This window comes from Natronosporangium hydrolyticum, from assembly GCF_016925615.1.
Taxonomy (GTDB): Bacteria; Actinomycetota; Actinomycetes; order Mycobacteriales; family Micromonosporaceae; genus Natronosporangium; species Natronosporangium hydrolyticum.
In genome coordinates, this window is record NZ_CP070499.1 from 825,732 (window position 1) to 851,191 (window position 25,460).

At 71.0% G+C, this 25,460-nt stretch carries 21 protein-coding genes; 7 read left to right on the forward strand and 14 right to left on the reverse strand.

Annotated elements, in window-relative coordinates; translation table 11 throughout:
• The first annotated feature begins 22 nt into the window (after window positions 1–22).
• Together JQS43_RS03750 and JQS43_RS03755 are read left to right on the forward strand one after the other, a co-directional pair.
• Window positions 23–397 carry a DUF742 domain-containing protein gene (locus tag JQS43_RS03750; RefSeq protein ID WP_239677658.1) on the forward strand — a complete coding sequence of 125 codons (375 nt, stop codon included), beginning with the start codon at window positions 23–25 and terminating at the stop codon, window positions 395–397.
• A complete protein-coding gene (locus JQS43_RS03755; protein WP_239677659.1) occupies window positions 378–986 on the forward strand; it encodes a GTP-binding protein in 609 nt (202 codons plus the stop codon). Before JQS43_RS03750 ends, JQS43_RS03755 begins: the two co-directional genes overlap by 20 nt.
• Before the next feature lie 36 nt (window positions 987–1,022).
• On the opposite strand, the gene JQS43_RS03760 is transcribed toward JQS43_RS03755, so the two are convergent.
• The 7 genes from JQS43_RS03760 to JQS43_RS03790 form a co-directional block, all read right to left on the reverse strand.
• Window positions 1,023–3,179 (reverse strand): transposase, encoded by a 2,157-nt coding sequence (locus tag JQS43_RS03760; protein WP_239677660.1) that lies wholly within the window; start codon window positions 3,177–3,179, stop codon window positions 1,023–1,025.
• Between the two features lie 76 nt (window positions 3,180–3,255).
• On the reverse strand, window positions 3,256–4,209 hold the full coding sequence (locus JQS43_RS03765) for a DNA primase (protein WP_239677661.1): 954 nt from the start codon (window positions 4,207–4,209) through the stop codon (window positions 3,256–3,258).
• A gap of 53 nt (window positions 4,210–4,262) precedes the next feature.
• The gene (locus tag JQS43_RS03770; protein WP_420847647.1) at window positions 4,263–5,138 is read right to left on the reverse strand and encodes an aldehyde dehydrogenase family protein; all 876 of its coding nucleotides are present in this window, start codon (window positions 5,136–5,138) and stop codon (window positions 4,263–4,265) included.
• Window positions 5,089–6,525, reverse strand: a complete 1,437-nt coding sequence (locus JQS43_RS03775; RefSeq protein ID WP_239677663.1) for an aldehyde dehydrogenase family protein — start codon at window positions 6,523–6,525, stop codon at window positions 5,089–5,091. Before JQS43_RS03775 ends, JQS43_RS03770 begins: the two co-directional genes overlap by 50 nt.
• A 37-nt stretch (window positions 6,526–6,562) precedes the next feature.
• Window positions 6,563–7,510, reverse strand: a complete 948-nt coding sequence (gene deoC / locus JQS43_RS03780; protein ID WP_239677664.1) for a deoxyribose-phosphate aldolase — start codon at window positions 7,508–7,510, stop codon at window positions 6,563–6,565.
• Between the two features lie 37 nt (window positions 7,511–7,547).
• Window positions 7,548–8,744: a pyridoxal phosphate-dependent aminotransferase gene (locus tag JQS43_RS03785; protein WP_239677665.1), complete on the reverse strand. Its 1,197-nt coding sequence runs from the start codon at window positions 8,742–8,744 to the stop codon at window positions 7,548–7,550.
• Window positions 8,745–8,761: 17 nt separating this feature from the next.
• Complete coding sequence (locus tag JQS43_RS03790) at window positions 8,762–9,847, reverse strand: FAD-dependent oxidoreductase (protein ID WP_239677666.1); 1,086 nt, start codon at window positions 9,845–9,847, stop codon at window positions 8,762–8,764.
• A 334-nt stretch (window positions 9,848–10,181) separates the two neighbouring features.
• On the opposite strand from JQS43_RS03790, the gene upp reads away from it, so the two are divergent.
• Window positions 10,182–10,814, forward strand: coding sequence for a uracil phosphoribosyltransferase (gene upp / locus JQS43_RS03795; protein ID WP_239677667.1), 633 nt, complete (start codon window positions 10,182–10,184; stop codon window positions 10,812–10,814).
• A gap of 95 nt (window positions 10,815–10,909) precedes the next feature.
• Here upp and JQS43_RS03800 read toward each other — a convergent pair whose 3' ends face one another.
• Both JQS43_RS03800 and JQS43_RS03805 read right to left on the reverse strand, forming a co-directional pair.
• Window positions 10,910–13,297, reverse strand: a complete 2,388-nt coding sequence (locus tag JQS43_RS03800) for a glycoside hydrolase family 65 protein (protein ID WP_239677668.1) — start codon at window positions 13,295–13,297, stop codon at window positions 10,910–10,912.
• Complete coding sequence (locus JQS43_RS03805; RefSeq protein WP_239677669.1) at window positions 13,294–14,079, reverse strand: HAD family hydrolase; 786 nt, start codon at window positions 14,077–14,079, stop codon at window positions 13,294–13,296. Before JQS43_RS03805 ends, JQS43_RS03800 begins: the two co-directional genes overlap by 4 nt.
• 191 nt (window positions 14,080–14,270) lie before the next feature.
• Between JQS43_RS03805 and JQS43_RS03810 the strand changes: the two genes are divergently transcribed.
• Window positions 14,271–14,993 (forward strand): aggregation-promoting factor C-terminal-like domain-containing protein, encoded by a 723-nt coding sequence (locus JQS43_RS03810; protein WP_239677670.1) that lies wholly within the window; start codon window positions 14,271–14,273, stop codon window positions 14,991–14,993.
• Window positions 14,994–15,015: 22 nt separating this feature from the next.
• On the opposite strand, the gene JQS43_RS03815 is transcribed toward JQS43_RS03810, so the two are convergent.
• The 3 genes from JQS43_RS03815 to JQS43_RS03825 form a co-directional block, all read right to left on the reverse strand.
• Window positions 15,016–16,683, reverse strand: a complete 1,668-nt coding sequence (locus JQS43_RS03815) for a phospho-sugar mutase (RefSeq protein WP_239677671.1) — start codon at window positions 16,681–16,683, stop codon at window positions 15,016–15,018.
• A gap of 136 nt (window positions 16,684–16,819) precedes the next feature.
• A complete protein-coding gene (locus JQS43_RS03820; protein ID WP_239677672.1) occupies window positions 16,820–17,353 on the reverse strand; it encodes a hypothetical protein in 534 nt (177 codons plus the stop codon).
• Between the two features lie 269 nt (window positions 17,354–17,622).
• Window positions 17,623–19,590 (reverse strand): serine/threonine-protein kinase, encoded by a 1,968-nt coding sequence (locus JQS43_RS03825; RefSeq protein WP_275581013.1) that lies wholly within the window; start codon window positions 19,588–19,590, stop codon window positions 17,623–17,625.
• A 50-nt stretch (window positions 19,591–19,640) separates the two neighbouring features.
• Between JQS43_RS03825 and JQS43_RS03830 the strand changes: the two genes are divergently transcribed.
• Window positions 19,641–21,236 carry an acyl-CoA mutase large subunit family protein gene (locus JQS43_RS03830; RefSeq protein ID WP_239677673.1) on the forward strand — a complete coding sequence of 532 codons (1,596 nt, stop codon included), beginning with the start codon at window positions 19,641–19,643 and terminating at the stop codon, window positions 21,234–21,236.
• A 14-nt stretch (window positions 21,237–21,250) separates the two neighbouring features.
• On the opposite strand, the gene JQS43_RS03835 is transcribed toward JQS43_RS03830, so the two are convergent.
• Window positions 21,251–22,525, reverse strand: coding sequence for an amidohydrolase (locus JQS43_RS03835; RefSeq protein WP_239677674.1), 1,275 nt, complete (start codon window positions 22,523–22,525; stop codon window positions 21,251–21,253).
• Between the two features lie 349 nt (window positions 22,526–22,874).
• Here JQS43_RS03835 and JQS43_RS03840 point away from each other — a divergent pair, with 349 nt between their 5' ends.
• The gene (locus JQS43_RS03840) at window positions 22,875–23,531 is read left to right on the forward strand and encodes an MBL fold metallo-hydrolase (protein ID WP_239677675.1); all 657 of its coding nucleotides are present in this window, start codon (window positions 22,875–22,877) and stop codon (window positions 23,529–23,531) included.
• A 5-nt stretch (window positions 23,532–23,536) separates the two neighbouring features.
• Here the strand turns inward: JQS43_RS03840 and JQS43_RS03845 are convergent, their stop codons facing one another.
• Window positions 23,537–23,998, reverse strand: a complete 462-nt coding sequence (locus JQS43_RS03845) for a gamma-glutamylcyclotransferase family protein (protein ID WP_239679303.1) — start codon at window positions 23,996–23,998, stop codon at window positions 23,537–23,539.
• Window positions 23,999–24,053: 55 nt separating this feature from the next.
• On the opposite strand from JQS43_RS03845, the gene JQS43_RS03850 reads away from it, so the two are divergent.
• Window positions 24,054–25,460 carry an NAD(P)H-quinone dehydrogenase gene (locus tag JQS43_RS03850; protein WP_239677676.1) on the forward strand — a complete coding sequence of 469 codons (1,407 nt, stop codon included), beginning with the start codon at window positions 24,054–24,056 and terminating at the stop codon, window positions 25,458–25,460.

The window sequence follows — 25,460 nt, forward strand, 5'->3', positions numbered from 1 at the left end:
GTCAGGAAGGGGGTGAACGGCCATGCAGGTCGAACGCAACGATCCGCCGAGTGGGCTGGTGCGACCGTACGCGGTCACCCGTGGCCGGACCCGGCCCAGGCTGGAGATCGCCCTCGAGTCGCTCGTGGAGACCACGGTCCGCGGACGCTCAGGGGCAGCGAATGGTGGGCATGGTCGGGAGCACGAACGGATCGCGGCGTTATGTGACGGCCGGCTGCAGTCACTCGCCGAGATCGCGGCACGGATGCAACTGCCACTGGGTGTCGCCCGGGTCCTGATCGCGGACATGGCCGCGGAGGGCTTGGTCGCGGTGTATGAGCCGGCGCTACTCAATGACAACGAAACCGTGGGTACGGAACTGCTGGAGAGGGTGCTGAGTGGACTTCGACGGCTCTGACAGAAGATCCCAGTCGACGCCGAGTCGGGTGACCTCGGCGAAGATCGTCATCGCCGGTGGCTTCGGCGTCGGCAAGACCACCCTGGTCGGTTCGGTCTCGGAGATCACGCCGCTGACTACCGAGGCGCTCATGACCAGCGCCGGTGTGGGCGTAGATGACATCGACGACGTGCCGGGCAAGACGACGACCACGGTAGCGATGGATTTCGGCCGGATCTCCATCGACCGGGAGTTGATCCTGTACCTGTTCGGGACGCCGGGGCAGACCCGGTTCTGGTTCATGTGGGACGAACTAGTCCGCGGTGCGATCGGGGCGGTGGTGCTGGTGGATACCCGCCGGCTCGCCGACTGCTTCGCGGCGATCGACTTCTTCGAGAACCGGCAACTGCCGTATGTGGTCGCCGTGAACTACTTCAACAAGGTGCAGTATCACGAGCTGCGGGACGTCCGGGACGCCTTGGCGTTGTCGCCGGAGACACCGGTGGTCAGTTGCGACGCGCGAGACCGCGAGTCGACCAAGAACGTGCTTATCACGCTAGTGGAGTACGTCCTGAACATGCGTCGGCACCGGACACCCACCCCGGCCTGACCACCGGGCCGGCATCAGCCAGCAGCCGGCCCGGTATCAGCCAGAAAGCCGGTCCTCGTCCCGGTGGAACTCCCACGCCCCGGCGGCCCGGCGAGCGGGTCGGTTCCCGAGCGGGAAGCCCCCGATCTCCTGACCTTTGCGCCAACCACTGAAGTAGCCGCTGGTGTGCGCGGCGATGGTCTTAGGATCGCGGACCACCTGGAGTGGCCGCTCCTCTCGCAGGGGCGGCGCCCCCGGGACCAGATTGGTCTGCGGCACCCGGCGAGGCAGCCCGGCATCGGTGCGTTCACCGACGGTTGGTTGCGCAGCTGCCTGTTCCGCCGCCTGCCAGCCCAGGTCCATCGCCGAGGTCCAGGAGGCGGCCGGGTCCTGGTCGAACCAGGCGGACCGGGTCTGGGCGAAGATCAGCAGGTCCGCGTCTTCGGCGTCGGCGGCGACCGGCGGCACGCTCCGCGGGGCACCGTTGACCCCGCCGGGCTCGACCAGCCGTAACGGTGGGGAACCAGGCTCACTCTCGCGGGCGCTGGGGTAGCCGAGGTCTTCTCGCAGCTCCTCCGGCAGCGTCGGCTCGACGAGCCGCAGCATCGGCTGCTCAGGCGGGGGCTGCTCGCCCCGGAGCGGGTCGCCGAGACCGTTCGGGTCCGGCGCCCAGGACGGTGCCGGCTCCGGTTCTTGGCTCCGCCACCGGTCGCCGTAACCGTCCGAGCGGTACCCGCCGTAACCGCCGCCGCTCTCCTCCGCGCGACCGTAGGGGGTGGCGGTCGCCCAGTCGTCGTTGGGTGGGTTGGTCGGCCACTCGCTCCGGGATCCGCGCGACGGGGTGCGGTCCAGCGCCGGGCGGGGGTTCGGCACCCGTTGCGGCTCCGACTCGCCCTCCGCCGCCGCCTCGGCCGCGCGGCGGCCGGTCCGGGTGGTGAGCTCCGGTTCCCGGATCGGGGTGATCCCCGGCGGCGGGGGCGGTGGTGGTGACACCGGCCGGTTGTGCGCCTGCGGCTCGATCGCGGGCGGGTCGCTGGCGGTGGCGCCGAAGGGGGAGTACCCGGTGAGGGCGGGTGGGGCGCTGGCGGCGTGCCCTGGGCCACGGCCGGGGTAACCCGCGTCGGCGGCTACCGGGGCGCCCGAAGCGGGCGCCCGGGCCGGCAGCGGCGGGGCGGCCGGCTCGCTGGTCTGCTCAGGAGACCAGCCGCCGCCGCGCTGCTCGGGAACCCCGCCCGAGCGGCGGGCACCGAGGAACGCCTGGGCTACCGATGCCCCCGGCGAGCGTGGCGCCCGGGCATCGATATCGCCGCGGGTGTCACTCGCGGTTAACGACTCGGCCCGGCTCGCCAGCGCATTTACCAGGGTGGTGCCGGCGGCGTCGCAGGCGCGCACGGCGGCGACCGCCTGCTGGACGGTCTCGGCGACGGTGGCGGTGAGGGTCCGGGCGATCCCGCCCCGGCGGGGGGTCTCCGCGATCGCCGCCCGCAGCGCGGTGATCGCCTCGTTGACGGTGCCGGCGTCCGCGCCGCCGGAGCGGCTGAGCTGAGAGGTGACCGAGTCGACGATGGTCGTGGTGTCGACGCTGCGGGCCGAACCCGGGCCGAGCATGCCCGGCTCGGGGAACGCCTCCAGCACCGAGAGCGCCACCGGGTCGGCCGGATCCGGGTAGGCGCGCAAGGCAGCGGGGTAGAGCTCCCGGAGCACCTCCCGCAGCGCCACAGTGGCGGCGTGGCGCCCGGTCGCGACTGCGCTGTGGGCGGCGAGCACCGGCTTGACCTCGCCCAACTCGTCTGCGACCGGCAGCAGATTCGCGGAGAGCACCCCCGCCTGCAGCGCCCGCGCCAGCCCGAGTGCCCGTCGCTGACTCGGCCCGTGATCCTGGCCGAGACCGTACGGGTCGCCGAAGCGTCCGGCGAAGTCGTCGGTGCTGGCATCGTCGGCGATCGCCAGCGCCCAGCCCGCCGCGACCAGCAGCCGGGTCACCAGCGGTCGGTCGCTGTCGGCGGCGATCGCTACCGAGTATGGTCCGGTGGCGCGCTCGGCCAGCGAGGCACTAAGGTACGCGTAACCGTACGGATCGTCTCCAATGTCACAGACATCGAGAGTGCGGCCGGCATCGTCCACTATCGTCGCGGTAAGCGAAGAGCTGCCTACGGCGAGTCGCCGAGGCGGGTAGGCCGCAGCCAGCCCGCAATACACCCGCACGAGCGCCACGGTGTCGCCTCCTCCCGTTGACCCACGTGGTGGGAGCTCCGGCCCGGTTGCCTCAGTCGATCCTCGCTGCCGAAGCTCAGTCATGCCAGTCTACGGCGGCAACGATTTTCCCGATGACGGTGCGCCAACCCAGGCTCGCCTGCTGGGCACCGACCCGGCGCAGCCGCCGGCGGGCGAACAGGCTGCCGAACCCACCGCCGGCCGTGGCCCGCAGTGCCTCGTCCAGGTCGTCCAGTGGGGACCCGGGTGACAGTGCGGTGATGACCGGGGTAAGCCGGAGTGCGAACCCTACATCCCGGGCGAACTCCCCCGCCGAGACCAGCAGCGGGATGTCCCAGGCATCGTGGCCACCACGCAGGTTCTCCACCACCAGGTCGAGTTCGTAGGTGTCGTCGTCGGTCGGCGCCACGTGGGCGGCCTTTACCCGCTTGACCACGCTCGGCCACGTGTCCAACTGCGCGAGGTCGTGCGGAGCGTCCGAGGTGATGAACGACACCAACGACTCGGGAGTCCGGAACAACAACAACCGGCCCCGATGGCTGAGGAAGACCGGTAGCTCCTCCTCGTCGGCCGCTGCCGCTTCTTCCTCGTCGGACTCCTCGGGCTCCTCGTCAGCCTCCAGCTCCTCGGACTCCGCCGCCTCGTCGTCGGGTTCGGTGTCCGAGTCGGCGACCACCCCGGCGAGGGCGGCGGCCTCGGCCGCCTCGGCGAGCTCGGCCTCCTCCTGTGCCCGCGCCCGCTCCCGGGCGGCGAACGGGTCGTCCTCGTCCACCTCGGCGTCCGGCACCTCGGTCGGGGTCAGCTCGCTCGCCGGCCGGTAAGCCCGGAGGGTGTAGCCGACGTCGCCGCCGGGCAGGGCTACCTTCACCGGTTCGACGCGCAGCTCGGACCAGAGCTCGTCGGTCTCGGCCGACCGGGCAGCGGTCTGGTCGTCTGCTGGGACGTCGTCGGGCGAATCGGCCACGGCGTCGGGGGAGTCGGTCACGGTGACCTCCGCAGCGGTGTCGGGTAGGTGACGTTGCGCCCACACCTTAGCGGCTCCGGGCCACCCGTACCTCCCCGGGCTGTTTGCCGCCGGGGTGATCAGGTCCCTTTCGGGTGCCAGACCGTCTTGGTCTCTAGGAAGGTGGTCAGCCGGGTGAGCCCCGGGTCGGCGCGCCAGTCGACCGGCGTGGTCGCCGGCCGGAGCACCCGCTTGAGGGTGCCCGCCGCCGCCTCCTCCAGCGCCGTGGCCAGCTCTGGATCGGTGGCGCCGGCGAGGTCGAGCGCGTTGACGTCGGCGTGGGCCGCCAGCCACGGGGCGGTCTCGGCCGGACGTCCGGTGAGGATGTTCACCACGCCGCCCGGTAGGTCGGCTGTGGCGAGCGTCTCCGCCAGGCTGATGGCGGCCACCGGGTACCCCTCGGCGGCGAGCACCACCGCGGTGTTGCCGGTGGCGATCACCGGTGCGACGACGCTGACCAGCCCCAACAGCGGCGAGTTTGTCGGTGCGAGCACTCCGACGACGCCGGTCGGTTCCGGGGCGGAGAGGTTGAAGTAGGGCCCCGCGACCGGGTTCGCCCCGCCGTACACCTGGGTGACCTTGTCGGTCCAGCCGGCATACCACACCCACCGGTCGACCGCGGCGGTGATCTCCGCCGCCGGCACCCCGAGCCCGGCGAACTCGTCCGCCCGGCCCTCCAGCATCTCGGCGGCGCGGTAGAGGATCTGCCCCCGGTTGTAAGCGGTCGCGCCGGCCCATTTTCGGGTCGCGCCGCGGGCCGCGACCACGGCGTCTCGTAGATCCTTGCGGGAGGCCAGGGCGATGTTGCGGTCGTCCACCTGATAGGTCCGTCCTGACTCGCTACGGGGGAAGCCGCCACCGATGAAGAGCTTGTATGTCTTCCGGATGCCCACCCGGGGCTGCTGGTCAGTGTGCAAGGTAGGCCTCCAGCCCGTGCCGGCCGCCTTCGCGGCCATAGCCCGACTCCCGGTAGCCGCCGAACGGTGAGGTCGGGTCGAACCGGTTGAACGTGTTCGCCCACACCACACCGGCCCGCAGCTGGTCCGCCACCGACAGGATGCGCGACCCCTTCTCGCTCCAGATTCCCGCCGACAGCCCGTACGGCGTGTTGTTCGCCTTCTCCACCGCCTCCGCCGGGGTCCGGAAGGTCAGCACCGACAGCACCGGGCCGAAGATCTCCTCCCGGGCGATTCGGTGAGCCTGGGTGACTCCGGTGAAGATAGTGGGGGCGAACCAGAAACCGCGCTCGGGCAGTTGGCACGGTGGCGACCACGGCTGCGCGCCTTCGGCCGCCCCGGCCTGCGCGAGTTCGGTGATCCGTGCCAGCTGGGCTGCGGAGTTGACGGCGCCGACATCGGTGTTCTTGTCCAGCGGATCTCCTACCCGCAGCGTCGCCATCCGGCGCCGCAGGGCCGCCAGCAGCGGCTCCGCCACCGACTCCTGGACCAGCAGTCGGGAGCCGGCGCAGCAGACCTGGCCCTGGTTGAAGAAGATGCCGTTGACGATCCCCTCCACCGCCTGATCGACCGGGGCGTCGTCGAAGACGATGTTCGCCGCCTTGCCGCCCAGCTCCAGGGTGAGCCGTTTGCGAGTGCCCGCGACTCGGCGGGCGATCTGCTTGCCCACCTCGGTGGAGCCGGTGAAGGCGAGTTTGTCCACACCAGGATGGCCCACCAGGGCCGCGCCGGTCTCGCCCGCCCCGGTGACGATGTTCACTACTCCGGGCGGCAGGTCGGCCTGCTGGCAGATCTCGGCGAACCGGAGCGCGGTCAGCGGCGTCGTCTCGGCGGGCTTGAGCACCACCGTGTTGCCGCAGGCGAGCGCTGGTGCGATCTTCCAGGCGAGCATCAGCAACGGGAAATTCCACGGAATGACCTGGCCGGCCACTCCCAGCGGCTGTGGCTGCGGCCCGAAACCGGCGTAGGGCAGTTTGTCGGCCCAACCGGCGTAGTAGAAGAAGTACGCGGCGACCTGCGGCAGGTCCACATCCCGCGATTCCCGGATCGGCTTGCCGTTGTCCAGCGACTCCAGCACCGCCAACTCCCGGGACCGTTCGGCGATCAACCGGGCGATCCGGAACAGATACTTCGCCCGCTCGCTGCCGGGCATCGGCCCCCAGACCTGCTCGTACGCCGTCCGGGCGGCGCGGACCGCGGCGTCCACGTCGGCGGCGCCGGCCTCGGCGACCTCGGCGAGCACCTCTTCGGTGGCGGGGTTGACGGTCTTACCCACGTCACCGTCGGTCGGATCGACGAACTCGCCGCCGATGAACAGCCGGTAGCTGGCCTGGATCGAGGCCAGCTCGCGCGACTCGGGGGCGGGGGCGTACTCGAACTGTGGCATCACGTGTCCTATCTCACCCGGCGGCGCGGTAGCGACCCTAGTCCAGGGTGACGTAGTCGGGGCCGGAGTAGTGCCCGGTGGCCAGCCGCTGGCGCTGCATCAACAGGTCGTTCAGCAGCGTCGAGGCGCCGAATCGGAACCAGGCCGGGTCGAGCCACTCGGCCCCGGCGACCTCGTTGACCAGCACCAGGTAGCGGATGGCGTCTTTCGCCGACCGGATCCCACCGGCGGCCTTCACCCCCACCTGGCGGCCGGTCACGTCGCGGGCGTCGCGCACCGCCTCCAGCAACACCATGGTCACCGGCAACGTGGCGGCGGGCTGCACCTTGCCGGTGGAGGTCTTGACGACATCGGCGCCGGCGAGGATGGCCAGCCACGCGGCCCGCCGGACGTTGTCGTAGGTGACCAGCTCCCCGGTCTCCAGGATCACCTTGAGGTGGGCCTCGCCGCAGGCCTGTTTGACCGCCGCGATCTCCTCGTAGACCTCCAGGTAGCGGCCGGCCAGGAACGCCCCCCGGTTGATCACCATGTCGATCTCATCGGCGCCCGCGGCGACCGCCTCGGCGGTCTCCGTGAGCCGCCCCGGCAGCGGCGACTGGCCGGCCGGGAACGCGGTCGCGACGCTTGCCACGTGCACGCCGGACCCGGCCAGCGCATCGGCGGCGACCGGCACCAGCGCCGGGTAGACGCAGACCGCCGCCACCGGTGGGCAGGTCGGGTCGGTGGGGTCGGGGCGCTGCGCCTTGGCGCAGAGCGCCCGCACCTTACCGGGGGTGTCGGCGCCCTCAAGCGTGGTCAGGTCGATCATCCGGACTGCGAGGTCGAGCGCCCACGCCTTCGCGGTGGTCTTGATCGAACGGGTGGCGAGGCCGGCCGCCCGCTGCTCGGCGCCGACCTGGTCGACCCCGGGAAGCCCGTGCAGAAAGGCCCGCAGCGCCGTCTGCGACCCCGCCACCTCCGCCAGTGGTGCCGCCGTAGCCGTCATGCCCCGCAGTGTACGTGGGGGGACTCGGCGTAGGTGATCACCGGCCAGAGGCGAGCTCGAAGACTACCGGGTCCAACCGGTCGAACGCCTCGGTGAGGATCTCCCGGGAGGTGGCGAAGCTGATCCGGACATGCCCCGCGGCGCCCGGACCGAACCACCGGGGCGAGCCGGGCACCAGCGCCACCTTCGCCTTGTGCTCGAAGTGCTGGCACAGGTGCTCGGCGTCCGGGTCGAGGCGGGACAGGTCGGGGAAGGCCACGAAGGTGCCCTGCGGCGGGCGAGTGGCGACGCCCGGCCACCGCCGTAGCCGACCCAGCACCAGGTCGCGCTGCTTACGCAGGTGGCTGAGGAACTCGGCGAGCCACGGCTCCCCCGCCTGCATCGCCGCGACCGCGGCCACCTGCGAGAGCACGCTCACTCCGGCGGCGGTGCTGCGGACATCCGCGGCGGTCACGATCTCCTCGCGCCAGGTCGGATCGGTGCAGAGCACCGCCCCGACCCGCAGGCCCGCGAGCGCGAAGTTCTTCGAGAAGCCGTAGATCGTCACGGTCTGCGCGGCGATCTCGGGGGCGAGCGCCGCCACGCTCGTACACCGGTGCGGCGGGTAGGTGATGTCGGCCCACACCTCATCGCTGAGCAGCCGCAGCCGGTGTCTGACGGCCCAGCGGGCGACCGCCTGCAGCCACCGCCGGGTAGGGACCGTCCCCCACGGATTGTGCGGATTGCATAACCAGACCATCCGGGTCCGGGAGGTGAGCCGGGCGCCGAGTGCGGCGACGTAATCGGTCGCCGTGGTCTTCGGCGCCAGCGGCACCCGGACCGGGATCGCGCCAGCGCGGCGGATCGCGTGCTCGAACAGAAAATCCACCGGATCCGGGATCAACACCTCGTCGCCGGGGGCGAGGCTCGCCCTGGCCACGACCGTCATCGCGGCGGCGGCGCTGTCGGTGGCCAGCACCGCGGTGGGCTCGTACGGCACGCCGCGGCGCTCGGTATACCACTGCGCCAGCGTCGCCCGGAACTCTGGGAGCCCTTCCGGCGGGCCGTAGTTGAACAGCCCGTCGGCCACGAACTGGGTCAGCCGCTCCCGTACCGCCGGGCTGACCGGAAAGTCGCTGTCGGCCGCGGTCAACGGAATCACATCGTCCGGTTGCTGCGCCCACCGCAGGTTGTACGCCCGGCGGCGCAGCAACTCGCGCGGCACCGCTGCGTCGCTGAACTCGGCTCCGGCCATCTCTGTCCCCTAGCCAACTATGTGGAGACCGGGAGCAGGTCGTCGGCCCGGCCGTCCGGTTGTAGAAACCGGCGTGTCAGCTCCCGCCCCTGCCCGATGTACGGAGCACACCGCGCTCGGCACGAGGCGGAGTACGTCTCCAGCGCCGCCGGAAGCGAGCAGTGCTGCTCCAGTGCGGAGGCCAGATCCCGTACGCCCGCGATTGCGGCGGCGACACCCTGACTCGTGAACGGGAGCAGCGGGTGGGCAGCGTCGCCGACCAGCGCCAGATTACCGGAGTGGAGCCGGGGGAGGAGGTCGGTATCGACCGGCTGCCACAGATGCGCCTGGGAGAAGTCGGTGGCGCGTAGCAGCGAGGGCAGCGGGTGGCCCCAGTCGCCGATCAGCTGGTGAGCCAACGCCCGGGTCGGGTCGGGGGTAGCGGGCGGGGTGAACCGGAACCGGTCGAACTGGATGAACCAGACCACCGTGTCGTCGCCGACCGGCAGGATGCCGGCGGCGAGACCAGGGATGGCGAACTTGTGGAAATCCGAACCCGCCCAGGCGCTGATCGCGGGATCGTGGGCGTACGCGACCACCTCCCACACCCGGGCCGGGCGGTGCGGCCAAGCCGGGTAGAGCGTCTGCCGGGCGACCGAACGGGCACCGTCGGCGGCCAGATAGAGGTCGGCCCGCAGTTGCCACGCGTCATCCAGGTCGTTGGTCAGCAGCGCCGCGCCGACTCCGCCGTCGCGGGCGCGGGTCAGCCCGGTCAAGGCGGTGCCGGCGACCATGGTCTCGGCGGGTAGCGCGTGCCGCAGCGCCGCGACCAGGTCCGCCCGGCGCATCCCCCGCCATCCGGTCGGCATCGGCCGGGTATGTGCCAGCGTGCCGTCCGGGCGGTACCGGCAGAACTCCCGCAGCGGGACGCCGGCGCGGGCCGCGGTGTCCGGCAGGCCCAGCGCCTGGAGGTCGGCGAGCGCCTGGGCCGACATGATGAAGCCGAGCCCGCCAGCGGCGCCGCGGTGCCGTCGCTCGTAGACCCGGCAGTGGTTGACCCGCCGGTGCAGGGCGGCGGCGGCGGTCAATCCGGCGACACCGGCACCGAAGATCGCCACCCTCATGAGGCCATCGCCACAGTCGTCGGCGGATCGTCGGCTGCCCGCGGTCGCGGGCAGCCGTTATCAGGGACGACGGGTCGTGGTCGGACCGTTCTGAGTAGTCGCAACAGTCGTCCCCGCCCGTGCCAGTGTCCATCGACTCCATGCAATGGTGACGTGGCGGCGCGTGACCCGCAAGCCGGCGATAGTCAGCTCCCGCGCTGACGCTGCTGCCCATTTCGGCCGTACCCTGCGGATACCTGAGTTGGTCGAACTCCAACTGTCGGAGATGCGTCGGCCGTGATTTACCCCAGCTACCACCTCCGGCAGCTCACCACCGGCCGGATAGGTTGAGCCGGTGGACGTACACGTCGTGGATCATCCGTTGGCGCAGACCCGGCTCACCGCGCTGCGCGCCGCCGGCACCGACGCCGGGTCCTTCCGGGCCGCGCTGCACGACCTGACCACCATGCTGGTCTATGAAGCGACCCGGTCGGTGGCGGTCGCCCGGTTCCCGATCGTCACCCCGGTAGCGCCGACCGAAGGGGTACGGGTGGCCGACCCGCCGCTGCTGGTGCCGGTGCTGCGAGCCGGGCTCGGGATGGCGGACGCGGCGCTCGCGCTGCTCCCGGAGTCGTCGATGGGGTTCGTCGGGCTGGCCCGGGATGAGTCGACCTTCGAGCCCCGGGCGTACCTGGAGTCGTTGCCGGCGGACCTGACCGGCTTGTCGGTGCTGGTGCTGGATCCGATGCTGGCGACCGGCGGCTCGCTGGAGCACTGCTGCCGGCTGCTGGCTGACCGCGGCTGCCGGGATATCACGGTGCTCTGCGTGCTGGCGGCCCCGGAGGGGGTCGAGCGGCTGCGCCGGGCGGGCCTGCCGTTGCGGCTGGTCACCGCGGCGATCGACACGCGCCTCAACGAGCAGGCGTTCATCGTCCCCGGGTTGGGCGACGCGGGCGACCGGCAATTCGGCGGCATGCCCCGCTTCTAGATCCGCAACTTGGTTTGCCGGGGAGGGATCTTGCGTACAGATAAGTCCGACTTATCCGGGCGCAAGATCCCTCCCCGGCCACCCAGGAGCGTCTACTACTCGGGTTCGGAGACGAAGTAGGAGCGGCGGACCGGGGCGCGCCCTGGTGGCTGCTGTGGCTCCGGACCGGCCACGGTCGCATCCTCCGGGATCGGTCGGGTGACCGGCTTGCCGATCGCCACCGTCACCGGCTCGCCATGGTGGAGCAGCTCCATCCGAGAACCGTCCTCGTGGTCACCTTCGCGCAGGAAGTAGGTGACCTCATCGGGCCGCACACTGACCCGCAGCCGGAGTCCGCGCCACAGCAGCGAGAAGTCGAGCCGGCCGATCCGGCTGGGCAGCCGCGGCGCGAATGAGAGCACCCCGTCGTGGTCGCGCATCCCGCCGAACCCGGCTACCAGCGCGATCCAGGCGCCGGCGAGCGCCGCCAGGTGCACCCCGTCGCTGGTGTTGGCGTGGGAGTCGTGCAGGTCGATCAGCGCCGCCTCGCCCAGGTAGTCGTGGGCCAACTCCAGGTGGCCGGTCTCCGCGGCGAGCACCGCCTGGGTGCAGGCAGAGAGAGAGGAGTCGCGGACCGTCCGGGCCTCGTAATACTGGAAGTTGCGTTCCTTCTGCTCGTTGGTGAAGGCGTCGCCCCGCCAGTGCATCGCCAGCACCAGGTCGGCCTGCTTGATCACCTGCCGCCGGTAGATGTCGAAGTACGGGTGGGTGAGCAGCAGCGGGTAGTCCTCGGGCTTGGTGGAGGCGAAGTCCCACTCCTGGAACCGGGTGAACCCCTCAACCTGCTGGTGGACCCCCAGCTCCTCGTCGAAGGGGACGACCATGGCGCGGGACGCGTCCCGCCACGAGGCGGCCTCCTCCTCGTCCACGCCGAGGCTGCGCGCCAACTCCGGGTGGCGGGCGGCGGCCTCGGCGGCGCCGAGCATGTTCCGCTGTGCCATCAGGTTGGTGTAGAGGTTGTCGTTGAAGACAGCGGTGTACTCGTCCGGGCCGGTCACCCCGTCGATGTGGAACTGGCCGTGACGGTCGTGGTGCCCCAACGAACGCCACAGGCGGGCGGTCTCCACCAACAGTTCCAGGCCGACCTCGCGTTCGAAGGCCTCATCGCCGGTGACCTGGATGTAGCGCATGGTGGCGTCGGCGATGTCAGCTCCGATGTGGAAGGCTGCGGTGCCCGCGGGCCAGTAGCCCGAACACTCCTGGCCGCGGATGGTCCGCCAGGGGAAGGCGGCGCCCCGGAGGCCGAGCGTGCGGGCGCGCTCCCGGGCTAGGTCGAGGGTGGCGTGACGCCATCGAAGCACCTGGGCGGCGGCCTGTGGCTTGGTGTAGATCAACACCGGGAGCGCGAACATCTCGGTATCCCAGAACACATGTCCGTCGTACCCGGGGCCGGTGAGCCCCTTGGCGGGGATCGGCCGCATCTCGTTGCGGGCGCCGGCCTGCAGCACGTGGAACATGCCGAACCGAACCGCCTGCTGGACCTCGGGGTCGCCCTCCACCTTGACGTCGGCGGCGTCCCAGAAGGTGTCGAGGTACTCGCGTTGGTCGCGGCACAACCCTTCCCAGCCGGTGAAGCGGGCAGCGGCGAGCGCCGCCCCGACCTGGTCCCGCAGCGCGGGTACCGACCGCTGGCTGGACCACCCGTAGGCCAGGAATTTCACCACCCGCAGCCGCTGCCCGGGCTGGACCACGCAAGCGATGGTGGTGCGCGCCCAGTCCGGGAAGGCGTCGGTGTTTACCACCACATCCGGCGGACCATCAACCACATGGGACATAGCGGCGGCGATCCGCAGGCCGCTTACCTTGGTGCGGTGGATGAGCAGGCCGCTGCCCCCGTTGGAGATGTGCTGCTCGGCCTGCAACGGCTCCCGGAGCGCGGCCGCGACCCGGGGGTCGGCCTTGGTGATGGGGAGCTCTTCGTTGGCGACCAGTCCGGACTGGATGACCAACCGGGCCGGGCCATCCAGTGGCTCCACGTCGTAACAGATCGCCGCGACCGCACGCTGGGTGAACGAGACCAGCCGAGTCGAGTGGACCCGGATCGCACGGCCGGCGGGGGAGACCCAGTCGACCTTTCGTTCGACGGTGCCGGACCGCAGGTCCAGCACCCGTTCGTGGGAGCGCAGTTCGCCGTAGCGGACGTCGAAGGGCTCGTCGTCGACGAGCAGCCGGATCAGCTTGCCGTTGGTGACGTTTACCACGGTCTGACCCTCTTCGGGGTAGCCGTAGCCCGCCTCAGCGTGGGGCAAAGGACGGAGCTCGTAGAACGAGTTCAGGTAACTGCCGGGCAGCCCGTGCGGTTCCCCCTCGTCGAGGTTGCCGCGCAGCCCGACGTGCCCGTTGGACAACGCGAAGACCGACTCGGACTGAGCGAGTACGTCCAGGTCGAGTCGGGTTTCGCGGACGTGCCAGGGCTCCACGGGGTATGCACGTTCACGGATCATCGCGGGCTCCATTGTGGTTGGTCATTGGCCTGGGAAGGGGCGCCGTCGCTGAGTAGCTCGGCGAGATCGCGGACCACAATATCCGCGCCATGCCGCTTCAAGGCCTCGGCCTGTCCCACCCGGTCGACGCCGACCACGTACCCGAAGCCGCCAGCTCGGCCGGCCTCTACACCGGCGATCGCGTCCTCGAAGACCGCAGCCTCAGCGGGCGCGACCCCGAGCTGCTCGGCGGCGGTCAGGAAGGTGTCGGGCGCCGGCTTGCCGCGCAGCCCCACCTCCCGCGCGGTGACGCCGTCCACGCGTACCTCCAGCAGGTCCGCCAGGCCGGCGGCGGCGACCACCTCGCGGCAATTGGCGCTGGCGGAGACGACCGCCCGGCGCAGCCCGGCGGCGGTTACCGCTTGTAGATAGGCCACCGACCCCGGGAAGGCGGCGACCCCTCGCTCGCGAAGCTGCGCGAGCAGCAGGACGTTCTTGCGGTTTCCCAAGCCGTGGACGGTGTCGGAGCTGCCCGGGTCGTCCGGTTCCCCCTCCGGCAACGTGACGCCGCGGCTGGTCAGGAAAGACCGGACGCCGTCCGCGCGGGTCTTTCCGTCCACGTACGTGTGGTAGTCGTGGCCAGGGTCGAATGGTACGAACGGCTCCCCAGTAGTCTCCGCTCGCGACTGGAGATACTGGTTGAACGTCTCTTCCCAGGCGGCCTTGTGTACCTCGGCGGTCGGGGTCAGCACCCCGTCCAGGTCGAACAGGCAGGCGCGAATATGGTCGGGCAAACCCAGCATTCCTACACAGTAGCCGGGAATCGGACGGGTTGCGGGGAAGGCTCCCCCCGCCGCTACGGGTCGACCCAACGGGACAACGGGTGTCGTGGTGACTGCGTATCGTGATCTTGCCTGTGGCGTACTTCACTTTTCTCGGTAGAGAGGTTGCCAGGGCTAGCGCGCCGCGCCGCTATACGGAAAGGTGCTGGATCGTGGCCGCCCTTAGCCCCCCGAGTTCCCAGCAGCGCCCGAAGGGGCATCGCCGCCGGGACCACATTCCACGGCACGTCCGTGAAGAGCACCGGATCGCCCGTACCGCGGCGGCCGGTGCCGCTGGCGCGGTCGTGATCGGCGCCGCCTTCGGGATCACCGGCGGCAACGTCGGTGGTGACGACGGCACGGTGGTCGCCGCCCCGGCGAGCAACCTCAACACTGTGCTGGACCAGCGCGCGGAGTATGCTGACGATTCGGTCTCGCGCGGGTTGGCTCGCGCCCCGCTGCCGCCCGGTGCGGTCGGAGTGACCGTGCCGCGGGCGCAGGCGCCGGAGGCGCGCCAGGTGCCCCAGGCGCCAGCTTCGCCCTCCGGCCCGCCGGCCACCTCGCTGCCGGACATCCCGGCCGACTGCGAGGAGTACTCCGGTAACCGGGCGATCGGTTGCGCGCTGCTCTCCGAGTTCGGGTTCGGGCTCGACCAGATGCCGGCGTTGGACTCGCTGTGGACCCGCGAGAGTGGCTGGAACCACCAAGCCCACAACGGAGGGTCCGGGGCGTACGGCATCCCGCAGGCGCTACCCGGCAACAAAATGGCCTCCGCCGGCTCCGACTGGGAGACCAACCCGGCCACCCAGATCCGGTGGGGGTTGGGCTACATCAGCGACCGCTACGGCAGCCCCGACGCCGCCTGGGCGTTCTTCCAGAACAACGGCTGGTATTAACCCGCGCGGGCCCCGGCGGGCGCTAAGCCCCCGGGGCTAGCAGGTCGGTCACCTCGTCGTGCAGCGCCGCCAGCGCCGTCCGCGCCGCGGTTTGGGCATCGGCCACGCCGGCCGGCTCCGGCGCTGGTGCCACCACCTCCAGGTACGCCTTGAGCTTCGGTTCCGTGCCCGACGGGCGCAACACCAACCGGGCCCGTTCGGTGTGGAGGGTCAGCACATCCGCGTCCGGCCAGCGGTCCGTCACCGTCGCGACCGGCTCGTTCAGCAGCGTGGTGGGCGGAGCCTGGCGCAGCCCGGCCATCACCTCGTCCACCTCGGCCAGGTTGGCACGGCGGAGCGAGACCTGGCCGGTGACGTAGACCCCGAACTCGGCGGCTAGCTCGATCAGCCGGTCGGTCAGGCTGCGGCCCTCGGCGCGCAGCGTCGCGGCGAGCTCGCACGCGAGTAGGCCCGCGGTGATCCCGTCTTTGTCCCGGACCAGCTGCGGCGCAACGCAGTAACCCAGCGCCTCCTCGTAACCGTAGGCGAGATCGACACCGGCCCGTACGATCCACTTGAACCCGGTGAGGGTCTCGGTGTGGGGAACCCCGCGGGCCGCGCAGAGGGCCCGTAGCAGTGACGACGACACGATGGTGGTCGCGTACCGGCCCGGGGCGCCGCGGCGGAGCAGCTGGTCGGCGAGGAGGATCCCCAATTCGTCGCCGGTCAGCATCCGCCAGCCGTCCCCGGCTGGGGCGGGGATCGCTACCGCGCAACGATCGGCGTCCGGGTCGTGGGCGATGGCGAGGTCGGCTGCGGCCCGGGCCGCGGTGGCCAGCAGCGCGTCCAGGGCTCCTGGCTCCTCCGGGTTGGGGAAGGCGACGGTGGGGAAATCGGGATCCGGCTCGGTCTGGCTCGGCACCAGCTCCGGGGCCGGGAACCCGGCGCGGGTCAGCACCTCGGTGAAGACTCTCGCCCCGACTCCGTGCAGCGGGGTGTACGCGATCCGTAGCGCTCGGGGGGTGGTCGGATCAACCAGGGTCGCCGCAGCCGCCACGTACGCCTCGACGAGTTCGGTGCCGGCCACGGCACCGGCCGGGCCGAGCGGCACCTCGGTGAGCGGTCCCACCGACCGGATCGCCGCCTCGATCTCCGCGTCGGCCGGTGGGGCGATCTGGGCGCCGGCGCCGTCGGCCCCGCCCAGCTGCTCGCCGAGGTAGACCTTGTAACCGTTGTCACCGGGCGGGTTGTGGCTCGCGGTGACCATCACCCCGGCGGCGGCGCCGGTGGCCCGGACCGCGTAGGCCAGCACCGGGGTGGGCAGGGGCTGGGGCAGGAGCGTGGCCGGGCGGCCCTGGCCGGTGGCGACCCGGGCGGTCTCTTCGGCGAACCGGCGCGACCCGTGGCGGGCGTCGTAGCCGATGACGATCGGGCCGGCCGCGCCGTGCCGGTCGAGCCAACGGTTGAGGCCGGCGGCGGCGCCGCGGACGACAGCGAGGTTCATGCCGTTGGGGCCGGCGCGTAGGGGGCCGCGTAGGCCGGCGGTGCCGAACTGGAGCGGGCCGGCGAACCGGTCGGCGAGTTCGACTGCGGTGTCGGGCCAGCGCCGCAACAGGTCGGTGAGCTCGGCCCGGTCGGCCGGGTCCGGGTCGTCGTCGATCCAGGCGCGTACCTGGTCAAGCAGGCTGGGGTCAGGCGCGCCGGATCGCATGATCCAGAGCCTAACCCGGGAGCAGCGGCCGGCCCGGCGTACCCGCTGTCGGGCACACGTCAGCGGCGCAGCACCTGATCAGGTGCTGCGCCGCTGGAAACTTCCCGGGCTACCGCTCAGGTGGCGGGGAGCCGGCTCACTCGAACAGCGGCTCGAGGTCCTTCAGGTCCTTCTTGCCGTCCTTCTTGTCGTCCTTCTTCCAGTCGCCGTTCTCGTCGGCGCCATTTTCGTCGGTGCCGTTGTCGTTGCCGTTGACGCCGTTCTCGACCTCGCACTCGGTGCCGTTGTCGCCGTTGAGCTTCTCCAGCCACTTGATCGCGTCGTCCACCGACTGGACCTCGTCGGCCGCCAGGATCTCCGCAGCGTCGCTGTCCTCCCCGTTGAGCGAGGCGCTGTAGCTGCAGGCGAGGCTGGCGAACTCCTCATCCAGGGCGAGGTTCACCTGGATCACCGCGGCGAGGTTGAACGCCACCGCGTCGCCGGTGCCGATCGCGACCGCCTCCGCGGCCTGGCCGAACGCGTCGGCGTCGATGATCGTCACGTTGGTCTGCTCCAGGCCGTAGTACGGGTCGTCGGCCGCGGCCGAGACCGAGCCCGGGGCGCCGAAGAGCATGACCGCGGTGCCCAGCGCCGCGCCGCCGATGACCTTGCTCACAAACTTCGTGTTCACTGTTCCGTCACTCCCTCTGTGTGGTGGTTTGCGCTGTTCTTGCGCTATGTACAGATTAGCGACGCGAGAATGCTTCACGAGGGTTTCTCAGGTAATGACGTGAAACTTCTTTTGTGGTGATATGTGAGAAGTTTGCACCTTAAGGTCGATTTCGGGACGGGTGGGACCGGCGGGGCGGACGGCACCACGGTCCCGACGAGTAGCGCGCCGTAGTGAGTGCCGCAGCAGGCGCCGTGGTGCGTCCCCGGCGGGCGTCCCCGGCGGTCAGGTCAGTCGGTGATCTGGAAGGAGCGGATCAGCTCGTCGAAGACCGGCTCATACTGTTCGAACTCGCTCGCCTGGACCGTCAACCGGACCGAGTAGGCCTGCCCGTCGTGGACCACTGTCGCCCAGCGGGCCCAGCTCTGCTCTTCGCCCTCACCGCAGGTGTACTCCAGTAACGCCCCGGTGCGACCCGCCATCTCGATCTCCCGGAGATCGAGTCGCTCGTAGGCTGCGGCACAGGTGGCCGTGTTCGCCTGGATGTTCTCCTCGGCGGTCAGCACCAGCCGCTCCGGCTCGCCACCCCAGGGCTCCACCACCAGCCGGGCCGCCGAACGTGCCTCATCGGGGTCTACAAAGTCGATATATGAGCGATCGGGATCGTCCGGGATCGGTCGCCACTGCGCTGGATAGTTCAGCACCACCCCGCGGCCCGCGTACTCCTCGACCTCGATCTGTGGACCCTGCTCCGGCGCGGTAGTCGGCTCCGGGTCGGCTGCTGCGTCGACCGGAGCGCCGACCTCCTCGTCGTCGCCGCCACCGGTGAACAGCCACGCGCCGACGATCAGCACCACCATCGCCACCCCCGCGGCGGCGGCGATCTGGGCCTGCCGCGGTAGCCGTTGCAGCGCCGCGAGGCCCTGCGCGCCCGCCTGTCGGGCAGCCACGCCCGCCCGGGTCGCCGCCTCCCGGGGTTGGTTCTGGCCGGGCCGTTGCGCTCGCCGGCTCCGCGTGCCGGGAGTGCGGTCGCCAGCGTCCCGCCAGGTCACCGACGCCGCCTCGGGGAGCTCGTTGGCGGCGGTGTCTTCCGGCGCGGGGGCCGGCCACTCGCCGGTGTCGGGGAGGTCCGGCGCGGCGAAGGCGGCGGTCGAGTCGTCGGCCGGGGCCCGCGCCGGCTCCGCGTCGCGCCGGTCACGCGCGGGATCGCCCGGCTGGTCGCGGCGTTCGGTCGGCTGCTCATCGGGGCCGAGTAGGGCCCGGCCGCCGACCTTGCGCCGTTTCTTCGGCGTGGCCGGCGCGGCATCCTGCCAGGGCTGCCGCTGGGTCGGCACGACCGAGTACGGGTCGGTGGGGAACTGGTTGGGTTGGGCGGCGAGCGGTCCGGCGAGCAGATCCCGCAGGGTCTGCCGGGCCCGGGTGGCGTCCCATCGGCGGTCGGGGTTCTTCTCAAGCAGGCCGTAGAGCACCTCGGTGAGCGGCCCGGCGCGGTGCGGCGGCGGTGGCTCGTCCTCGACCACCGAGTGCATGGTCGCGATCGGTTCGCTCTTGTCGAACGGCGGCCGGCCCTCGACCGCCGTGTAGAGCGTGACCCCTAGGGAGAAGAGATCGCTGGGGGGACCGAACGGCGCGCCCATCGCCCGCTCCGGGGAGATGAAGTGCGGCGAACCCAACACCATGCCCGGGGTGGTCAGCTGCTGGTCGGTGGGCATCCGGGCGACCCCGAAGTCGGTCAGCACGCAGCGGCCATCGGTGCAGATGAGCACATTGGCGGGTTTCACGTCACGGTGGAGGACCCCGGCCGCGTGCGCCACCTCCAGGGCGCCGAGCAGGGCGACGCCGATCTTCGCGACCGCGCGTTGCGCGAGGGGTCCATCTTGGAGCACCACATCAGAGAGACTGCGGGCGTCCAGCAACTCCATAACGACCCACGGGCGACCACTGTCGGTGACCACATCGTACACTTGTACGATGCCGGGGTGGGAGAGGCTGGCGGCGGCGCGGGCCTCGCGCATCATGCGCTGATACATCGAGTCCCGGTCTTCCGGGGCGATCCCCGGGGGTGGCACCACCTCCTTGACCGCCACGTTGCGGCCGAGCTGACTGTCGCTGGCGCGCCAGACCGTGCCCATGCCACCGTGGCCGACCGCGGCCCGGAGGGTGTAGCGGCCGCTGACCATGGTGCCGGGGCCAGCTCGCTCGCTGTCGGAGTAGTCGGAACGTACGGAGGCCGCACGCGGAGCAAAGGGGTCAGTCACAGTTACCGCCGCCGAGGCTGAAGTGAGGGACGGCAACTAACCTAGCGGGTATGGGCGAAGCAGCGAAGCCGGGGCGCGGAAGTGAGTCCGGGTTTGTCATCAAACCGGTATACGGTCCGGAAGATCTCTCGGATGACCTGCCTGAGCGACTCGGCGGGCCGGGTACCTACCCATATACCCGGGGTGTCTACTCCAGCATGTATACCGCCCGTCCGTGGACTATGCGGCAATATGCCGGGTTCGGGACCGCCGCCGAGTCCAACGCCCGCTACCACCAGCTGCGCGCCGCCGGCACCACCGGGCTCTCCGTCGCCTTCGATCTGCCCACCCAGATGGGGTACGACTCGGACGCGCCGTTGGCGCAGGGCGAGGTGGGCAAGGTCGGGGTAGCGATCGACTCGATCGAGGACATGCGGGTGCTCTTCGACCGGATCCCGCTGAACGAGGTCTCCACCTCGATGACGATCAACGCTCCGGGCAGCGTGCTGCTGCTGCTCTACCAGCTCGTCGCCGAGGAGCAGGGGGTCGACCCGGCGGCGCTGACCGGCACCATCCAGAACGACATCCTCAAGGAGTACATCGCCCGGGGCACCTACATCTTCCCGCCGAAGCCGTCGCTGCGGCTGGTCGCCGACACCTTCGCCTACTGCCGGGCCGAACTGCCGAAGTGGAACACCATCTCGATCTCCGGCTACCACATGGCGGAGGCCGGCGCGAGCCCGGTGCAGGAGGTCGCCTTCACGCTCGCCAACGGCGTCGACTACGTCCGCGCCGCCCTCGCCGCCGGCCTGAAGGTGGACGAGTTCGCGCCCCGACTGTCCTTCTTCTTCGTCGCCCGGACCACCCTGTTGGAAGAGGTGGCGAAGTTCCGGGCGGCCCGGCGGATCTGGGCCCGGCTGATGCGGGAGGAGTTCGGCGCCACCGACCCGAAGTCGTTGATGCTGCGGTTCCACACCCAGACCGCGGGGGTGCAGCTCACCGCCCAGCAGCCGGAGGTGAACCTGATCCGGGTTGCGGTCCAGGCACTGGCCGCGGTGATGGGCGGCACCCAGTCGCTGCACACCAACGCGTACGACGAGGCGATCGCGCTGCCCAACGAGAAGGCGGCCCGGCTCGCCCTGCGTACCCAACAGGTGTTGGCTAACGAGACCGACCTCACCGCCACCGTGGATCCGTTCGCCGGCTCGTACGCGGTGGAGGCTATGACCGACGATGTGGAGTCCGGTGCCCGGGAGCTGATGGCGCGGGTCGCCAGCTACGGCTCGGCGGTGGACGCGATCGAGGCCGGTTTCCAGAAGCGGGAGATCGAAGCCTCGGCGTACCGGATCTCGCAGGAAATCGACCGGGGCGAGCGGGTGGTGGTCGGGGTCAACAAATACCAGACCGACACCGACGATCCGTACGAACCGATGCCGGTGGACCCGACCATCGAGGCAGCGCAGGCGCAGCGGCTGGCCCGGCTGCGGGCCGACCGGGACCAGCCGGCCGTCACCGCCGCCCTCACCGCGCTGCGGGAGGCGGCGGCCGGCACCGACAACGTGCTGTGGCCGATGAAGGATGCCCTGCGCGCCAGAGCGACCGTCGGTGAGGTCTGTGACGCGCTGCGCGAAACCTGGGGGGCCTACCAGCCAGCCGACTCGTTCTAGCCGGCAAAAGCGCGCTAGTCGGTGAAGCGCGCCAACGAGGCGAGGGCGGTGTGGACCATGACCCGGACGCCGTGGTTGATCGCCCGCTCGTCCACGTCGAAGCCCGCCTGGTGGATGTCCATCGGCGCCGCGTCGGCGATGCCGGTACCCAGCCGGATCATCGACCCGGGCACCTGCTCCAGATAGAACCCGAAATCCTCGCCGCCCATGCTCAGCTCGGCCTCGGTGACCTCATCCGGGCCGAGCGCGAGCCGGGCCGCTTCGGCGATCAGCTCGGTCGCCCGCGCGTCGTTTACCACCGGCGGCACGCCCCGGACATAGTCGACCGAGGCGGTGGCGCCGGTCGCCGCCGCGACCTCCTGCATCAGCTGGGTGATCAGCTCGGGAGCCTCCCGCCAGGCCTCGCGGCCAAGCACCCGCACGGTGCCGCGGGCATGCCCGGTGGCCGGGATCGCATTCGGAGCCTGGCCGGCGGCGATGGACCCGAAGACCAGCGAGACCCGGGCACGCGGGTCGAGCCGGCGGTCGAGCAGCGCCGGCACGTCGACTACCAGCCGGCTCAACGCGTGGACCAGATCCACGGTCAGGTGTGGCCGGGCGGTGTGGCCGCCCGGTCCGGAGACGTTCACTGACACGATGTCGGTGGCCGCGGTGAGCGGGCCGGTGCGGACCGCGACGGTGCCGGTGGGCAGCCGGGGCGCGCAGTGTAGGCCGAAGATCGCGGCGACATCGGTGAGCGCGCCAGCGGCGATCATCTGCGGAGCACCGGAAGGGCTCGCCTCCTCGGCGGGCTGGAACACCAGCCGCACCCGACCGGGCAGCGCTCCGGCGTCGGCGAGCCGGGCCAGCGCCTGCCCGGCGCCGAGCAGGATCGCGGTGTGCACATCGTGCCCGCAGGCGTGGGCCACCCCGGGGACGGTGGAGCGGTACTCCACCTCCTTCGGGTCGTCGATCGGCAGCGCGTCCATGTCGGCCCGCAGCGCGACCACCGGGCCACCCTCGCCGATGTCACAGATCACGCCGTTGCCGCTGGGGAGCAGCCGGGGGGTGAGCCCGGCCACCCGCAGCTCGCCCGCGACCAGCGCGGTGGTCTCGAACTCCTGGTGGGACAGCTCCGGGTGGGCGTGGAGGTGTCGACGTACCGCGATCAGCTCGCCGTGGCGCTCTGCGAGCCACTGGTCCAGCCCGCCAGGGAGCGGCTGCGCGGCCACGGGGGTCTCCGGCCGCGCAACGGCCGGGCCGTGGGCAGGGGCGGCCAGCTGACTCTCGGGCACGGTCAACGCGCTCATTTCGGCTTCATCTCGATCTCTTCCGGCGACACGAACTCGGACAGCCTAGACCGAATACGGTGACGCTACGCAACCTCGTTACCGTAGCAATGATATTGCTCAGCGTCACAAAATGCCTGGTGAAAGGCGATTTCCGGGGCGGATCCGGCGCCGACCGGCGGTTACTCCGGGTGGTCACCGGAGCCTCACTCTCGTCAACGGAGGAAGGGCTGTCGCGGTCACGCGGGGTGGCGGACGTACAAACCGGCGGCGGCGGGGTGGCGCCGAGCGCGGCGGGTGGGGCGCCGGGCAGACTAGGCACTCGGCTATCACCGTGGCGAGTCCGCGGTCTGGCGGTGAGGGAGGTCACATGCAGCTGACGAAGTACACCCATTCGTGTATCCGATTGGAGCACGACTCCGGGGTGCTGGTGATCGATCCGGGCGGGTTCAGTGAGCAGGCCGCGCTACTCGGCGCCGATGTGGTGTTGATCACCCACGAACACGCCGACCATCTCGATGTGGACAAGCTCACCGCGGCGGCAGCCGACCGTCCCTCGCTGACCGTCTACGCCCACCCGGATGTGGTCTCCAAGCTGGCGGTGCTCGGCGAGGCGGTGCAGGTCCACCCGGTCAACGCCGGGGACGAGTTCACCGCCGCCGGGTTCGGGATTCGGGTCGGCGGTGGCCAGCACGCGCTGATCCACGCGGACATCCCCCGGATCGCCAACATCGGCTTCCTGATCGAGGATGTGCTCTACCACCCGGGCGACTCGGTCGACCCGGCCGACCTGCCCGCCGGGTCGCAGGTGGAGACCCTACTGCTGCCGATCAACGCGCCGTGGCAGCGGCTCGCCGAAGCGGTCGACTTCGTCCGGGCGGTCGCGCCCCGGCAGGCGTACGGAATCCACGATCATCTGCTGTCGGCCGCCGGCGCCAAGGTCTACGACACCAATCTGTCCAAACTCGCCAACTGTGACTACCACCACGTGGAGCCAGCCACCACGATCGACCTGGCCGGCGGGTGAGCTTCCTACGGCTCCGGGGAGGCCGTCCGGGTCGGCCGGGAACGTAGGTCGCGCAGGTAGTCGGCGGGGGCCCCAGCGGCCTCGGCCGCGTTGGCGATCTCCGACAGATACCACGCGGTGGGTAGGCCACCTTCGTAACCGTCCAGCACATACACCCAGGCGGTGACCGCGCCGTCCAGCGTCGCCACCTGTACCGTCAGTTTCCGGTACGTGCCGGCGACCGCGCCCTCCACCTCGTCGAGGTTGGCGGCATCGCGGGGATGGACGTCGTAGAGCGCGACGAAGACCCGGTCACCCGGTGACTCCACCACGGTGGTGACCGCTCCCTCCCAGCCCAGGGCGGCTTCGCCCCCGAAGGTCAGTCGCCAACCCTCCAACCACCCCGTACCGATCATGGGGGAGTGCGGGCAGTAAGCTCGCATCCGCGCGGGGTCGAGATTCGAACCGTAGGCAGCGTAGTGGCGCACGGCGCTGACGATAGCTGCCAGGATCGAGGTCAGAACAGACGGGAGCGCGCGTGTCATGAGCCGGATTGTGATCATCGGGGGCGGACCGGCCGGGTACGAAGCGGCGTTGGTCGCGGCCCAACTCGACGCTGAGGTCACGGTGATCGATGCCGAGGGCATCGGCGGCGCGTGTGTGCTGCACGACTGCGTCCCCTCTAAGACTTTCATCGCCAGCTCCGACGTGGTCACCGGGTACGGCGGCGGCGAGCGCTTCGGGATCCAGCTGCCCGGCACCGGCGCGGTAACCATCGACGCTCCCGCGGTCCACCAGCGGGTGCGCCGGCTCGCCGCGGCCCAGTCGCAGGACATCGACGCCAAACTGCGGGCCGCCGGGGTCACGGTCGTACGCGGGCGGGCCCGGCTGGGGACGGCGGCCGTCACCCACCACCACCCGGTGCTCGTGACCCCTGCCGACGGCGGCGACGAGTACCCGCTCGCCGCCGATGTGATCCTGCTCGCCACCGGCGCAACCCCCCGGGTGCTGGCGAGCGCCATCCCCGACGGGGAGCGGATCCTCACCTGGCGGCAGGTGTACGACCTACCCGCGCTGCCCGAACATCTGATCGTGGTCGGGTCCGGAGTCACCGGAGCCGAGTTCGCCTCCGCGTACCTGGCGATGGGGTTGCCGGTGACGCTGGTCTCCAGCCGGGACCGAGTGATGCCGCATGAGGACCCGGACGCCGCGACCGCGATCGAACGGGTCTTCCGGGACCGGGGGATGGCGATCCTGAACAACTCCCGGGCCGAGTCGGTGACGCGGCACGGCGACCAGGTGGTGGTCCGGCTGACCGACGGCCGGGAGGTGACCGGCAGCCACGCGCTGATGGCGGTCGGGTCGGTGCCGAACACTGAGGCCCTCGGGCTGGCCGAGTACGGGGTCCGGGTCGGGTCCAGCGGGCACATCCCGGTGGACCGAGTCTCGCGTACCAATGTGCCCGGCATCTACGCCGCTGGCGACTGCACCGGGGTCCTGCCGTTGGCGAGCGTCGCCGCGATGCAGGGCCGGATCGCCATGTGGCACTCGCTGGGCGAGGCGGTGGCGCCGCTGCGGCTGCGAACGGTGTCGGCGAACGTCTTCACCGACCCCGAGCTCGCGACCGTCGGCGCGTCCCAGGCCGAGGTCGACGCGGCCCAGTCGCCGGTGCGGGAAGTGATGCTGCCGCTGACCGGTAACGCTCGGGCGAAGATGGCGGGCCTGTCCGACGGGTTCATCAAGCTGTTCTGCCGGGCTCCCTCGGGGGTGGTGATCGGCGGGGTGGTGGTCGCACCTCGGGCGAGCGAGCTGATCCTGCCGATCTCGCTGGCGGTCAGCACTCAGCTCACGGTGGATCAGCTGGCGCAGACCATCACCATCTACCCGTCGCTGTCCGGGTCGATCACCGAGGCCGCCCGGCAACTGATGCGCCACGACCCGGAGCTGTGA

Bases quoted from the DNA above. Each gene is read 5' to 3' on its own strand.
- JQS43_RS03750 (WP_239677658.1), top strand. From the start codon at position 23: ATGCAGGTCGAACGCAACGATCCGCCGAGTGGGCTGGTGCGACCGTAC.
- JQS43_RS03770 (WP_420847647.1), bottom strand. From the start codon at position 5,138: ATGGCCGCGAAGGCGGCCGGCACGGGCTGGAGGCCTACCTTGCACACT.
- JQS43_RS03775 (WP_239677663.1), bottom strand. From the start codon at position 6,525: ATGCCACAGTTCGAGTACGCCCCCGCCCCCGAGTCGCGCGAGCTGGCC.
- deoC (WP_239677664.1), bottom strand. From the start codon at position 7,510: ATGACGGCTACGGCGGCACCACTGGCGGAGGTGGCGGGGTCGCAGACG.
- JQS43_RS03785 (WP_239677665.1), bottom strand. From the start codon at position 8,744: ATGGCCGGAGCCGAGTTCAGCGACGCAGCGGTGCCGCGCGAGTTGCTG.
- JQS43_RS03790 (WP_239677666.1), bottom strand. From the start codon at position 9,847: ATGAGGGTGGCGATCTTCGGTGCCGGTGTCGCCGGATTGACCGCCGCC.
- JQS43_RS03800 (WP_239677668.1), bottom strand. From the start codon at position 13,297: ATGATCCGTGAACGTGCATACCCCGTGGAGCCCTGGCACGTCCGCGAA.
- JQS43_RS03805 (WP_239677669.1), bottom strand. From the start codon at position 14,079: ATGCTGGGTTTGCCCGACCATATTCGCGCCTGCCTGTTCGACCTGGAC.
- JQS43_RS03815 (WP_239677671.1), bottom strand. From the start codon at position 16,683: ATGCGATCCGGCGCGCCTGACCCCAGCCTGCTTGACCAGGTACGCGCC.
- JQS43_RS03830 (WP_239677673.1), top strand. From the start codon at position 19,641: ATGGGCGAAGCAGCGAAGCCGGGGCGCGGAAGTGAGTCCGGGTTTGTC.
- JQS43_RS03835 (WP_239677674.1), bottom strand. From the start codon at position 22,525: ATGAGCGCGTTGACCGTGCCCGAGAGTCAGCTGGCCGCCCCTGCCCAC.
- JQS43_RS03840 (WP_239677675.1), top strand. From the start codon at position 22,875: ATGCAGCTGACGAAGTACACCCATTCGTGTATCCGATTGGAGCACGAC.
- JQS43_RS03850 (WP_239677676.1), top strand. From the start codon at position 24,054: ATGAGCCGGATTGTGATCATCGGGGGCGGACCGGCCGGGTACGAAGCG.